This window comes from Trichococcus sp. (assembly GCF_055118575.1).
Genome location: NZ_JBSQPW010000015.1, coordinates 40,121 through 54,575 on the forward strand (window position 1 = coordinate 40,121; position 14,455 = coordinate 54,575).

Sequence of the window (14,455 nt, forward strand, 5' to 3'; positions counted from 1 at the left end):
ATTTCCATTCTATGATATACTGTTCAATGAACTGAAAGTTGAGAGTTCCGCCGAAATGATTTCCGGCGAGGGCTCAAATAGTTGAAGAAAGTTGGGCACCGTGATGCATAATCCTCGGGAGGGAGAATTCATCACCATAAAGAGTTATAAGCATGACGGCAGCCTGCATCGAACGTGGCGTGACACCATGGTATTAAAAACTAGTGACCAATCCATAATCGGCTGTAATGATCACACCTTAGTAACGGAAGCAGATGGGCGTCGCTGGGTCACCAGAGAGCCTGCATTGTTGTATTACCATAAACATTATTGGTTCAACATCGTCACCATGATCCGCCAAAAGGGTGTCTCCTACTATTGCAATCTGGCATCGCCTTATGTGATCGACCAGGAAGCACTGAAGTACATCGATTATGACCTGGACATTAAAGTTTTTCCTGATGGTGAAAAACGTTTGCTTGATGTAGATGAGTATGAATTGCATCGCAATCGCATGAATTACCCAAAAGAGATCGACCATATCCTGAAGGAGAACGTTAAGATTTTGGTGAGCTGGATCAACGAAGAAAAAGGTCCATTTTCCAAAGAATACGTCGACCTATGGTATGAGCGGTACTGTCAGCTGTCGCATAATCAGCAAAACTCGTGATGAATCCAAATTATAAAAAACCAGTCGAGCTTAATGATCGGCTGGTTTTTTATCGAAATATCCGCCTGTCCGAAAAAATACCGTGCATTAACACAACCGTTATATTATGATAAATATATCTGTAATATAGAGTCAATATTTGAAATACGATTAAAATATTGGAGGAATCAGAATGAAAAAAAGGGAAATAGTGCTTGTTTCCATCATGGGTATCCTTACGATTGCCATTGTTCTTTTTGGATATAAATACGCGGCCGCTAAAAAAGAGGCATTATTGAATGAAGGTGAGAAACAAACGGAAACTGTTGCGGAAACAGCTTCTTCCCAGGAGTCTATAGTCGCAGAGAGTGACACATCCGAAGCTTATGCGCAGTTCTTGGCCGCGTTTGCGGAGAACCGAAACAGCGCGCCGGTCATCGATTATCTGCAATATGTTCATCATCATACGAAGGAAGTCAATGTCGTCTTTTTCGGTGACGTGGCGGCAGATGCAGCTTGGGCCAAGTCCGCCATTGCCGGTATTCAGACAGACTTTCCGCTAGAAAACCTGTCGACTTCTTTCTTCAGCTACCCTTCTGATAGCAGCTCGGTTTATCTGAGTAGCCAGTATGTTCAGGAAATGGTCGCCAGCAATCCGGATGTCATTTTTTACACGATCCCGACGAAAACCGATCAAGTGGTTGATATCAGTTTGGTGGATTCAACGCAAAACATCTACAAGATTTATGATGAAATCAGGGCTGCTTTGCCTAATACGCTGATCGTCTTGGTGACGCCACCTCCGGCAGAGTCCAAAATGGCTGATTGGAATTCACGTTCCTTGGATTATCGGAACTATACCAATAATCTGGTGGAAGAAAATGCAGCTTTCACTGTTCCGTTGTATGACCTGCATGCAGATTTCTTAGCTGAGTTGACGAACCGCAGCGAAACGTTGGCCAACTATATGGATGCAGCCGGTTTGGAATTGAACGAAGCCGGACAGCAACTTTATGGAGAACTCTTTGCCAACAGCCTACGAACAAAAATAGTCGATACTACGGCCGGTCTGTATGTTGAAGGTGAAAAACCTGCCTACACACCTATTGCTCCATCATTGGTCGTTCCGGTGGCGCCAGTCACTGTAATCGAGGAGCCAGTTATCGAAGAGGAAGTGTACGAAGCACCGGTTTATCAAGTGCCGACCTACGTTGCGCCAACTTATGATTATGTTGAGCCTAATCCGACTACACCTTTGCCGAGTGCGCCAGATAATTCAATTTCTTCTGAGAACATCAATGGAACTGGAGGAAATGCAGATCAGGAAATTGATGGTGGTTTGTCGGAATAGCCGGATGATCTGCTGATTCTTTTTTGACAGTGATCGGACGACTGAACGTTTTCAGCAAATCATCACCAATAAATCACAGAATATAAAGCTCGCATGTATCGGATTGTCCGGTATATGCGAGCTTTTTTAGTGATTTTTTCGTATTATCGGCCACAATAAAGCGGATAAGTCAATCTGCCAGCATCTGGACTTCACAAATTATCTGAGTTAGGATAACACAAAAACATTATTGCTTTTACTTCCGGAGATACTCTTCGGAATATTGATATTATCATGTTTTTGATGTATAATTATGGCATGAACAAAAGATGTAAGCGTTTTATGGGAAGGTGTTCTGTGTAGGTCGAAGATTATGTATTTCACAAACATGCAGGCAAATTTGGAGGCCGCTGCACAATAGACAGCTGCTTAAACGCAATTTCACCAGAAAAAAGATTTTTCGGAGGTAATGTCATGTACATACAAGTTGATGAACGGAAACGGACTGACGTTCCATCGACTACTTGTTATCAATACGACTTAGATAATTTAGATGATCCACTAGAGCAATTTGTGCAGTCGCCTGTTTTTGATAAAAAGTATTCATTTGATGGAGAATTGGGGGCAATTTATACACCGCAGAGGACTATTCTGCGGTTGTGGGCTCCGACCGCGCTCAGTGTAGAAGTAATTGTTTATGAAAGTCTGTACCGCAAAGAGAAGAAAAGACACACGATGGGGAAAGGCGGAAGAGGGACTCACGAACTCATTATGATTGGGGACTATGCAGGGACCGCATACAAATATGCGATTACTTTCCCGGATGGCAAAGTCGTCGAAACGGTCGATCCCTATAGTTACGCGACAACCGCAAACGGAGAACGTTCCGTTATTTTGGATATATTCAATACCAATCCAAAAAAATGGGGACCCCGATTGGAACCAATCGCTTCACCAGTCGACGCCATTATTTATGAATTACATATTCGTGACTTTACGATTTCCCCAACAAGCGGAGTTACAAACAAAGGTAAATTCTTGGGAGTGGTCGAGGAAGGGACATTATCCGTGAATGGCGATAGGACAGGTTTGGATTATCTGAAAGAACTGGGTGTATCCCATGTCCAAATTTTGCCGATGGCCGATTTTTCCACAGTCAATGAGTTGAAACCGTTGGAACAATACAACTGGGGTTATGATCCGCAGAACTTCAATGTTCCGGAAGGATCCTATGCCACCAATCCCTATCAGCCGGAAGTTCGCATCCTGGAAATGAAGGAAATGATCCAAGGCTTGCACGATGCGGGAATCCGTGTCATCATGGACGTCGTTTACAATCACGTCTATTTACCGAAACTGCATGCTTTGGAAAAAACTGTGCCAGGTTATTATTTCCGAAAAAATGCTGATGGAACGCTATCCAATGGGACGGGTGTCGGTAACGATACCGCTTCGGAGCGTTATATGATGCGCAAATACATCATCGACAGCATCACTTATTGGGCGAAGAACTTCCACATGGACGGATTCCGCTTTGATCTGATGGGAATCCATGATGTCGAAACGATGAATGAAATCCGTATCGCTTTGGATGCAATCGATCCTTCCATCATCATTCTCGGTGAAGGGTGGAATCTGAACACCAATCTGCCTCCTTCCGAAAAGGCTGTCCAACAGAATGCGGACCGCATGCCCGGTGTGGCTCATTTCAATGATGCGTTGCGTGAAGCAATCAAAGGTTCCGACTTCAACAGCGGGAACGATACCGGCTTTGTCACCGGCAAACCGTTCATGGAAGGCTGGATCGCCACAAATCTGCAAGGCGGAGCGTACTACCCCGCTAGCCGAGGCAACTACAAGACTCCAGCCCAGATGGTGCAATATGTGGAGGCTCACGACAATTTGACGCTTTATGACAAATTGAAGATTTCGCTGCCATGGGATGATGAAGGTTCCCGTATGCGGCGCCATCTTTTGGCAAGCAGCTTCGTTCTGCTGAGCCAAGGCATCCCGTTCATTCATGCAGGGCAAGAGTTCATGCGCACAAAGAACGGGCTGGAGAACAGCTACAATGCTCCGGATTCGATCAACCGCATGGATTGGCACCGTCGTTCTGAAATGAAACAGGCTGTGGATTACATGAAAGGCTTGATCGCGTTGCGCAAGCACGAGCCGTTATTCCGCTTGCGGACCATTGATGAAGTCAAGGAGCACATGAATATAGTCAAAGCAGACTATCAAATCGTTGTGTATCAGTTGGAGGACACGGAAAAGTTATACTACGTCATTTTCAATGGCCAGACGAATGCTATCGATTTTGATGTTGAAGCCGGAGACTATCGAGTGTTAATCGAAGACGGCAAAGCGAACTTGGATGAACCGAGAATAGTCGAAGGACTATCCCGCATCCGGGTGGAATACCTCTCCGTTACAGTGCTTGTAAAAAATAAATGATGGTAGTCCGGGCGGTCGTCTCACTTGAGGCGGCCGTTTTTTGGTATGCAGGAACTGCCCGGAGCTGTCCTCCGGGGAGGACGGCTTGAACGGAGGACAGCGTTCGAAACTGAGCCCATCTCCGGCCAGCGGGTGGTCGCCGGAGATGGGCCACCGAATCTGCGATGAACTCCGGCGGTCCAGGTCTTGGCCGGAGTTGGTGATCAGGCGCCGGCCTGATTGCTGTTCTATGCAACATTTTTCATTCTGCTTTATGCAAGATTGTCACATCCTAAAGCATTTTTTGGTACAATGAATAGGCAAATACATCGAATGAAAATGATGGGGTGGGTTCACTGATGATAAAAATGATAGCAATCGATATCGACGGCACGTTGGTCAACGGCCAGAAAGTGATGACGCAAAAAGTGAAAGAGACGATCCAAGAGGCAATGCGTCGAGGTATCAAAATCGTACTATGCACAGGCCGTCCGCCTGCGGGCATCAAGCCTTACGCGGACGAACTGGGATTTGGCGAACATGAGGACTACATCATCGCACAGAATGGCGCCTATATTCTGCGCGCGGACACGAATGAAACGGTCTACAAAAAGACCTTGACGCTTGCTGAGGTGCAGGAAATTTACGAGTTCGGAAAAGGGTTTTCTGCCGGCACGCTGTTGGTCGGGGAGCACCATTACTACAGTCTGGAAGATGAAGTGACGGAATCGATGCAGAAGGATGCCACCATCGTCAACATGGACATCAGCGTATTGGATCCCAAAGCGGTAACCGAAGAGATGGGCTTGATGAAGATCCTTTACATCGGCGAACCGAGCGAGGTGGATGTCATTGATTCGGCCATTCCAGTCAAGATGCGTGATGACTTCTATATCGTCCGTAGCCAGGATTTCCTTATGGAAGTAATGGAGAAGAGCTCAAATAAAGGCACTGCGTTGACTAAATTGGCGGACCATCTGGGGATCGCGATGGAGGAAGTAATGGCGCTGGGCGACGGCGAGAACGATTATGAAATGATCCAAGTTGCCGGTCTGGGTGTCGTGATGTCCAACGGAACCGATAATCTGAAGAGCATTGCCAATGAAATCACCTTATCCAACGAAGAAGACGGCGTGGCCCATGCCATCGAGAAGTGGGCTTTCCAAAGCTAGATCCAAAAATGTTTTCAGAATATAAAAGAGGCGCGCAGTCGACAAGAAAATACTCTTGGTCGATTGCACGCCTCTTTCTTGCTGTCCCTAAAAAAGTTGGCCGACTCTTTAGTGGATGATGTCTTCGATATTATTGATGTTTTTTGATTTATTGCCCGGAGTCGCTTTGTAGCTTCGGACCAGTTTGTTGAAGTGAACCAGATCGTCTTCGTACGCCAGGATGGCACTCATCAGGTGGATGATGCCGTAGCTTTCGGAACTGCTGTACTTGCCGAAATCACTTTCTTCTTGGGCGCGCTGGAAAAAGACATCCATCATTGCGTGGCGTTGGGCTTTATCTGCTTCAAAGAAATTGACTTGATTGGCCCGAACGCGTCCGCTGAATTTCAGCATGATCTGTTCATGGCCGCTCATTAAGGTTTCCAAGCGTTCACGGATCATGATGCGCATTTCGACAGGAAACTGATAGAAAACATTTTCGTAATCGTGGAGCACTTCCAGGACGTGGAAGGCGGAGCGTGTCGTTTGGATCATTTTGCGGTAGACGACCAGCATTTTTTTGTTCTGATATTTATTTTGTTTGTTGAACAGGCCGCTTTCGGTCAAGTATTGATAAAGATTGTCCATTTTTTTGAGCTGCGTGCGCGCCCATTTCAGATCGTTGTTCATGATGGAGTATTCGGTATTCTTGCGCAAACCGGCACGGATCCAAATCAGAAATTCGGTAGTGGCATAGTCCACCGTGTGGTACAGGCGTTCGTCGTATCGCGGTGGGGCGACGAATGTATTGACCAAAAAAGCAATGATGACGCCGACGAATGTCTCCAATACGCGATAGGTGGCACTTAACATCAAATTGTCATCCGTGCCGACCATAATAACGATCAACGTCACGATCGACAACCCGATCACGTCTTCGAGCTTGAGGGCATTCAGGATGGCAATCAACAACATCACTGAAATACCGAGCAGATAGATGTTGTATCCCAAGGTCATGACGACGAAAACGGCTACCAAGCCACCGATTGTATTGGCCATGATTCGGCTTTTCAAGTTGGTGTAAGAACGGCCAAGTGAAGGTTGGGTGGAATAAATGGCTGCGATGCCTGCGATGACGCCTCCGCCTTCGAATCCGAAGTATTGGGCGACAATCATTGCTAATGCGACGGCGAGACCCGTTTTAAAGGTGCGGGCGCCAAGTTTCATATAGATTCAGCTCCAAGTCGATAAATGATGTAAAAAAAAATAATCCAAATTAAGAATATACTAATCCCGTGGCCATGTAAAGGTCGACAGGATGGTTGTTTGAAAACTGCCGTTCTGGATTCGTTTCCATCTGCGACATGATAATAAAAAGTAAGGAATTTTTTGAATGTTAAGGGCTTATGTATTGCTATTTTCGGCAAATCGATATATGATGAACTCAGCTAAATGTAAATTATAATGACTATCATATACAAGTGATTCCAGAAGAGGGGGGATACACCATGCACCATACAATCGTAAATGATTCAATCGAGAAAATGAAAAATGCAAATATCCGAATTACACCACAACGTTACGCGATTTTGGAATATTTGGTCGAGTCCAGGATGCATCCGACAGCGGATGATATCTACAAAGCGTTGGCCGATCGTTTTCCCAACATGAGTGCTGCCACTGTCTACAACAACTTGAGACTTTTCGTAAAAATCGGCTTCGTGAAGGAATTGGCATACGGAGATGCTTCGAGCCGTTTTGACTTCAGTAACACGCAACATTATCACGCAATCTGTGAAAGTTGCGGGAAAATCGTCGATCTCTATTATCCGGTATTGGATGATGTGGAGATGGTTGCCGAAAATTTGACCGGTTTCCAAGTCGGCCATCACCGCATGGAAGTCTATGGCATTTGTCCTGAATGTCAGGAAAATGGGATCCAAAAAGAAGATATTGCTGACGGAGCGGAAGCTGCCGGGCATCATCACCATCATTAATAGTCAAGAGCTCTTCCTCAGGTTTTCCGGGGAAGAGCTCTTTTTGCATAGTAAACGAAACCCCTAAGCGAGTGAGCAGCTCAGGGGTTTTGTTTTGGTTGTTTTCAGTTTTCTTTCGGTTTGCTCATGGCGATGGATTTGTCGATAGTTGTCTGGACTGCTGAGATGACAGCGGATCGGAATCCGTTTTTCTCCAATTCGGCAACGGCTTCGATCGTCGTTCCGCCCGGGGAGCAGACCATATCCTTCAGTTCGCCTGGGTGTTTGCCGGTTTCCAGAACCATTTTTGCGGATCCGAGAACAGCTTGTGCCGCAAATTTATAGGCTTGTTGGCGGGGCATTCCGCCGCGTACGGCACCATCCGCCAATGACTCGATGAACATGAAGACCAAGGCCGGGGATGAACCGCTGACGCCCGTCACTGCGTCCATCATGTATTCCGAAACCATTTCGCTGCGGCCGAAGCTGTCGAAGATGTTTTTGACATCCGTCAGCTCAGCGACGTTCACCAATTCGTTGGCGCAGATGCCGGTCATGCCTTCGCCTACTAAAGCAGGGGTGTTCGGCATGGCGCGGACCACTTTGACTTTGCGGCCGAAGCGTTCTTCGATGTCACTCAAGCTTTTTCCGGCTGCAATCGTGACGATGACTACGTTCTCTTTGATGGATGTTTTGATTTCATCGATGACGACAGTGTAGACATTCGGTTTGACGGCCAAAAAGAGGATATCCGACTCGACTGCCACCTGTCTGTTGTCGGCCGCGATGCGGATGCCGTGTTGCTCCTTCAGTGCTTGCAGGCTTTCGTTATCTTGGCTGGATACGATGACTTGGTTAGGTGCGACAAGTGCAGAACCGACAAGCCCGCCGATGATGGCTCCGCCCATATTCCCGCTGCCGATAAATCCGATTGTTTTTTTCATGGATGAGGACTCCTTTTGGATGATGAGTAAGTTCGTTTGATTTCCTTAATTTTATCATTATAACAAGAAAAAAGGGAAATCGTACAGAAAATGATGGAATTCTGCAAAGTATGGGCATCATCACATCCTGTGATTTGTTTTTATTAGGCCTTTTGGGTAAGCTTAAGGTAAGTATTGTTCCAACGAATAATGATGGCTAGCTTCACGGGTTAGTCTGAACGAACCATTGAAGCTAGCCATCACGAAAGTGAGGTTTTTGGTATGGGTAATGTGCGTGAGTGGTGGCATGGATTGATTGTGTATCAAGTGTATCCGATGAGTTTTCAGGACTCCAACGGGGATGGTATCGGGGATATCCGCGGTGTTATCAATCGTTTGGATTATATTCAAAATTTGGGCGTCAACATGATTTGGCTGAATCCAATCTTCAAATCGCCGAAAGTCGATAATGGCTATGATATTTCCGACTTCCTCGAAATCGATCCGATTTTCGGGACGATGGCTCAGGTTGAAGAGTTGATTCTCGAAGCGCATAAACGCGGCATCAAAGTCATTTTCGATTTCGTGATGAATCACACTTCGGAACAGCATCCGTGGTTCCAGGAAGCCTTAAAGGGGAAAGATAATCCGTACCGCGATTATTATATCTGGGCAGACGGCAAAAAAGGCGGGCAGGATCTGCCTAATAATTGGGAATCTTTTTTCACCGGAACTGTTTGGGAAAAGGAACCATCAGGTGACCAATATTATTTCCATCTGTTCGCGAAAGAAATGCCGGATCTGAATTGGGCCAATCCGGAAGTGCGGCGCGCAATGGTCGATATCGCCTTTTTCTGGCTCGATAAGGGAGTCGATGGTTTCCGACTGGATGCTTTTATCCATCTGCAAAAGGAAGAAGGTTTCCCGGATGTGGAAGGGCTGGACGAAGGGGAAATCGGATTGGCTGAGAATTATTACGCCAATCTTCCAAAAATCAATGAATACATGAAATTCTTCACCTCGACTCTACGGGAACGCTATCCGGATACGTTCATCGTCGGGGAGGCAGCTTCGGCAACCGTCGAGCTGGCGCGTTCCTATACCGATCCCGTTCTCGGCGGCTGCGACACGGTCATCACTTTCCGTTATTTCACGATGGATGAAAAATCGAAAGATCCGCGCCTTTCCTCGAATATGCAAAAGACGAAGCTGCTGTACGGCGCCTTCAAGAAAAATCTTCAGGAGTGGCAGAAAGTCATGGCGGATGTAGGCGGTCCGACGCTCTATTGGAACAACCACGATATGGCTCGGGTCGTTTCCCGGATTGGGGACGACAGCAAGCACCGCGATAACAGCGCGAAAATGCTGGCGGCTCTGATGTATCTTCAGAAAGGCATTCCTTTCATCCTGAATGGGGAGGAGCTTGGGATGAAAAATCTATTTTTGAACGACATCAAAGATTTTAAATCTCCGGAAGCCAAGACGTTCTATAAGGACGCACTCGCGTTGGGGTACAGCGAAGAAGCGGTTCTCTACAATCTGCGGGAAAGTTCAAAGGACGCCAGCCGCGGTGCGATGCAATGGGATCAGTCGGCTTTTGCCGGTTTTTCGACAGTCCCCCCGTGGAGTGGCATCAATGTTGAAGCGGATTATAACGTATCCGCGGAAGAAGCCAATCCCGGCAGTATCCTGCATTTTTACCGGAAAGTATTGGATCTGAAGAAGACGGATCTGTTCGTCGAAGGCGACTATCATCTCTGGGATACGCACGATGATTTTTATGTCTATGAACGTGTGATGGACAAACAAGTCGGTCTGGTCATCTGCAACGTCACGGACCAGCCGAAGGAGTTTGTGCTTCATCAGTTGGAGTCCCATGGTTACCGCCAAGTTCTGTTGCAAAATGAAGGGAACAGGCTGGAAGGGCAAACGTTGCACTTGGCGCCTTACGGTGTGGCTGTTTTCCAGACCGTTTACAATAGCTGAAATGGTTAAGGAGGATCCTTATGGCAAAAGACACACTTTTGGACTTACGGAATCAAATTATCTACTGCATCTATGTTCGGAATCACACATCTGAAGGGACTTTTAACGCCATCATCCCGGATCTGCAACGTATAAAGGGGCTGGGGGCCGACATCATCTGGTTTATGCCGATCCATCCCATCGGTGAAACGAAGCGTAAAGGCGTGGAAGGCAGTCCCTACGCCATCAAAGATTACCGCGCGGTCAATCCTGCCTACGGGACGATAGATGACCTCAAAGCACTGGTTTCCGCGATTCATGATTTAGGTATGAAAGTGATGATTGATGTTGTGTATAACCACACGTCGCCGGATTCACGGCTTGTCGAACAGCATCCGGAGTGGTTTTACCGCAGACCGAACGGCGAAATGGGCAATAAAATCGGCGAGTGGTATGATATCGTCGACTTGGATTACAGTCATTCGGATTTGTGGGATTACCAGATCGAGACATTGAAGCAATGGGCTTCCATTGTTGATGGCTTTCGCTGCGATGTGGCGAGTCTCGTGCCGTTGGAATTTTGGATTCGAGCCAAAAAAGAAGTCGCAGAAGTCAAAGAAGGCGTTATCTGGTTGGCCGAATCAGTCCACCCGAGTTTTCTGAGGATGAATCGGGACCGGGGTAATGTCGGCCATTCCGACAGTGAATTGTATGAAGCCTTCGATATCACCTACGACTATGATGTGCACGATTTCCAGCAGGCTTACTTCTGGGGGGAAATCAGCCTCAAAAATTATCTTGATGTCCTTCTGTTCCAGGACGGCATCTATCCCGTGAATTACGTCAAATTGCGTTTCTTGGAGAACCATGATCATCCACGCATCCGCTCGAAGATCGATGACATCGGCAGGCTGCGGAATTGGACTGCTTTTGCCTATTTCCAGAAAGGGACGCTGCTGCTCTTCGGCGGACAGGAGACCGCGACGGCGCACCTGCCGGATCTGTTCGAAAAGGATCCGATTGCGTGGACCAGTGAGGAGGATCTGACACCTTTGTTGCAGCGGCTGCAACGTTTCAAGCGGGAAGGCGCTGTTCGGGAGGGCAGTTATGACCTGAAAGCAGCTTCCGGATCGGAAACGGTCATCGGCCATTACCGGTTCGGGAATGAAAGGCTGACGGGCATTTTCTGCCTGGATGGGAAAGCTGCCAAGGTTGCTGTCGATTTGCCGGATGGTGCTTATCGGAATCAGCTGGATGACCAGGAGTATCAAATCAGTGAAGGTTTGCTGGAGACCCGCGGCGTGCCGATTTTGTTCAAGAGTTACGGCGAAGCGCTGCTGATCGAGGTCTGAAAGCACATGGGAAATATTATAGAATAATGTATGGGCGCGCTTGCACTGAGGTGGCCGAAATTGGGATAATAGAGTCATCAGAACAATCAATTTTATGCGGTCTCCGAAAAGGACCGGCATCTGATTCCGGAAATAAGGACTGTTATATGAAAAGGCTCTTTGATATCGACCATTGGAAAATAAAGACGGCTGTATTGGACAAAGAAGAGAAGCGACTGCAGGAAAGCTTGACTTCAATCGGCAATGGCTATATGGGGATGCGCGGCAATTTTGAGGAGGGTTACTCAGGCGATACCCATAAAGGGTCCTACTTGGCGGGTGTCTGGTATCCCGACAAAACGCGTGTGGGCTGGTGGAAGAACGGCTACCCCGAATATTTCGGGAAAGTCATCAACGCCATGAACTTCATTGCTGTGGGTATCCTCGTTGATGAGGAACCGCTTGATTTAGCGAAGCAGCCTGTCGCGGATTTTCATATGGAATTGGATATGCGCCGAGGCGTATTGAACCGCAGCTTCATTTGGAAAAGCGAGAGCGATGCTGCGGAAATCAAGTTCACTTTTGAACGCTTCGTCAGCATCTCACAGAAGGAGCTTTGTCTCGTGCGGGTAACGGCAGAAGTGTTGAAAGGGTCCGCCGACCTGGAATTCCCCCCGCGTCTGGATGGCAATGTGACGAACGAAGATGCAAATTACGAGGAGATGTTCTGGGAAGAAGCTGGGCGTACGCTGGATGCGCCTGTCAGTCTGAGCACCAAAACGATTCCGAATCCGTTCGGGATCGACCAGTTCACGGTCACTGCAGCGATGAGCAACCGTGTTTCTGGATTGAGGCAAACCGGCTGCAACGAAAGCGGCCTTTTAGTAGAAGAAACTTTTTCAGGAATCGTTTCCGCGGACGAAAAGGTCGTTTTTGACAAGTATGTCACTGTTGTCACCAGCCGGGACATTCCGGATGCTGAGCAGGCGTTTATCGCCAAAAAGATGGCAACTGAAGCTGCTGGAGAAGGCTACGACACGCTTATCGCCGCGCATGAACGTGCTTGGCAAGCGAGATGGACAAAAGCGGACGTGAAAATAATGGGCGACGACGAAGCGCAGCAAGGGATCCGCTTCAATCTTTTCCAACTTTTTTCTACTTATTACGGCGAAGATGAACGCTTGAACATCGGTCCGAAAGGCTTCACCGGCGAGAAATACGGCGGCGCCACTTATTGGGATACGGAGGCATACATGGTGCCGATGTACCTTTCCGTGGCCGATCCGAAAGTCACCCGCCAGTTGTTGCGCTACCGTCATCAGCAGTTACCTGGTGCTTTCCATAACGCACGCCAGCAGGGTCTCAAAGGCGCTTTGTATCCGATGGTGACTTTCACCGGGGTCGAATGCCACAATGAATGGGAGATCACTTTCGAGGAAATCCACCGCAACGGGGCGATTGCGCATGCCATCTATAACTACACGAATTATACTGGCGATGAAAACTACCTTGTTGAAACGGGAATCGATGTCCTGGTCGGTATTTCCCGTTTCTGGGCGGATCGGGTCCATTTTTCTAAACGCAATCAAAAATATATGATCCATGGCGTGACGGGTCCTAATGAGTACGAAAACAATGTCAACAACAATTACCACACCAACAATATGGCAACTTGGACGCTGCAGTACACGCTGGACGCGCTAAAAAAGTGTCCCCTGAGAAATGGGCAGAGCATGGCCTGACGGAAGCGGAAACGGAGCACTGGAAAGATATTGTTGCCCGGATGTATTATCCGTATGATGAGGAAATCGGCGTTTTCGTACAGCATGACACGTTCCTTGATGAAGACCTTCGTCCTGCCGATACGTTGGATCCGAGCGAAAGGCCTTTGAATCAGCACTGGTCATGGGATAAAATCCTGCGATCCCCGTTCATCAAACAGTCCGATGTGCTGCAGAGCATCTATTTCCTGAATGATCGGTACAGTATGGAAGAAAAGAGACGCAACTTTGATTTCTATGAACCGATGACTGTGCACGAATCTTCCTTGTCCCCATCCGTGCACGCTGTCCTGGCTGCGGAACTTGGGAAGGAAGAAAAAGCTGTTGAATTATATGCGCGCACCGCTAGGCTCGATCTGGACAACTACAACAATGATACGGATGACGGGCTCCACATCACTTCGATGAGCGGTGCCTGGTTGGCTATCGTTCAAGGCTTTGCCGGAATGCGCGTGAAAGAGGGCGCCCTGCATTTCAAACCATTCGTTCCTAAAAATTGGCAAGGCTATGATTTTAAAAATCAATTTCCGCGGCAGCCTGCTTGATGTGCAAGTGATCGGTGGAGAAGTGACCCTCACTATAGAAGAAGGACCAGAGTTAGCTGTGTATTTAAATGATGAATTGGTGCAAGTGAATGAAGCTGTCGTCGTCAAGACGAAGCACTGATCGAATTGGGGGCTGCTGGAAGGCGGCCCTTAATTGCGTTCTATCATTGCTGAAGAGCCGTATTGTCATGGAAAGTGTATAGGCAGTTGAATGGAAGCTGAAGACACTAAAATTGTAGCCATAAAGTCAGCCGGAAACTTGGGGGAATAAATAAATAAAAAAATTCAAATAATGGAAAATTGTAAAATGAAATGCATAAGGAAATAAACAAAAAAAATCATGTAGATACGATATACTTGTTAGCAACCAAACCAAAAGTATAAGGGGTATC

General features: G+C 47.3%; 9 protein-coding genes and 1 pseudogene. 8 read left to right on the forward strand and 2 right to left on the reverse strand.

What is annotated here, in order from left to right; genetic code table 11:
• Positions 1–103: 103 nt before the first annotated feature.
• The 4 genes from ntdP (at position 104) to ACTCCX_RS05865 (ending at position 5,563) form a co-directional block, all read left to right on the forward strand.
• Positions 104–649: a nucleoside tri-diphosphate phosphatase gene (ntdP, locus tag ACTCCX_RS05850; RefSeq protein WP_068561041.1), complete on the forward strand. Its 546-nt coding sequence runs from the start codon at positions 104–106 to the stop codon at positions 647–649.
• A gap of 172 nt (positions 650–821) precedes the next feature.
• On the forward strand, positions 822–1,979 hold the full coding sequence (locus tag ACTCCX_RS05855) for an SGNH/GDSL hydrolase family protein (RefSeq protein ID WP_463275149.1): 1,158 nt from the start codon (positions 822–824) through the stop codon (positions 1,977–1,979).
• Between the two features lie 453 nt (positions 1,980–2,432).
• A complete protein-coding gene (pulA, locus tag ACTCCX_RS05860; RefSeq protein ID WP_463275150.1) occupies positions 2,433–4,412 on the forward strand; it encodes a type I pullulanase in 1,980 nt (659 codons plus the stop codon).
• A 338-nt stretch (positions 4,413–4,750) separates the two neighbouring features.
• A complete protein-coding gene (locus ACTCCX_RS05865) occupies positions 4,751–5,563 on the forward strand; it encodes a Cof-type HAD-IIB family hydrolase (RefSeq protein WP_463275151.1) in 813 nt (270 codons plus the stop codon).
• A gap of 108 nt (positions 5,564–5,671) precedes the next feature.
• Here the strand turns inward: ACTCCX_RS05865 and ACTCCX_RS05870 are convergent, their stop codons facing one another.
• A complete protein-coding gene (locus ACTCCX_RS05870; RefSeq protein ID WP_463275152.1) occupies positions 5,672–6,769 on the reverse strand; it encodes an FUSC family protein in 1,098 nt (365 codons plus the stop codon).
• Positions 6,770–7,050: 281 nt separating this feature from the next.
• Here ACTCCX_RS05870 and perR point away from each other — a divergent pair, with 281 nt between their 5' ends.
• Positions 7,051–7,539 carry a peroxide-responsive transcriptional repressor PerR gene (gene perR, locus ACTCCX_RS05875; protein ID WP_463275153.1) on the forward strand — a complete coding sequence of 163 codons (489 nt, stop codon included), beginning with the start codon at positions 7,051–7,053 and terminating at the stop codon, positions 7,537–7,539.
• Positions 7,540–7,643: 104 nt separating this feature from the next.
• On the opposite strand, the gene proC is transcribed toward perR, so the two are convergent.
• A complete protein-coding gene (gene proC / locus ACTCCX_RS05880) occupies positions 7,644–8,462 on the reverse strand; it encodes a pyrroline-5-carboxylate reductase (RefSeq protein ID WP_086942996.1) in 819 nt (272 codons plus the stop codon).
• A gap of 261 nt (positions 8,463–8,723) precedes the next feature.
• Between proC and ACTCCX_RS05885 the strand changes: the two genes are divergently transcribed.
• The 3 genes and pseudogenes from ACTCCX_RS05885 to ACTCCX_RS05895 all read left to right on the forward strand — a co-directional run bounded on the left by ACTCCX_RS05885 (position 8,724) and on the right by ACTCCX_RS05895 (position 14,184).
• Entirely contained in the window at positions 8,724–10,427 is a 1,704-nt protein-coding gene (locus ACTCCX_RS05885) for a glycoside hydrolase family 13 protein (RefSeq protein WP_463275154.1), read from the forward strand.
• 20 nt (positions 10,428–10,447) lie between these two features.
• A complete protein-coding gene (locus ACTCCX_RS05890; protein WP_068561048.1) occupies positions 10,448–11,758 on the forward strand; it encodes an alpha-amylase family glycosyl hydrolase in 1,311 nt (436 codons plus the stop codon).
• 146 nt (positions 11,759–11,904) lie between these two features.
• Positions 11,905–14,184: pseudogene (locus tag ACTCCX_RS05895) on the forward strand (glycoside hydrolase family 65 protein).
• Positions 14,185–14,455: the final 271 nt, after the last annotated feature.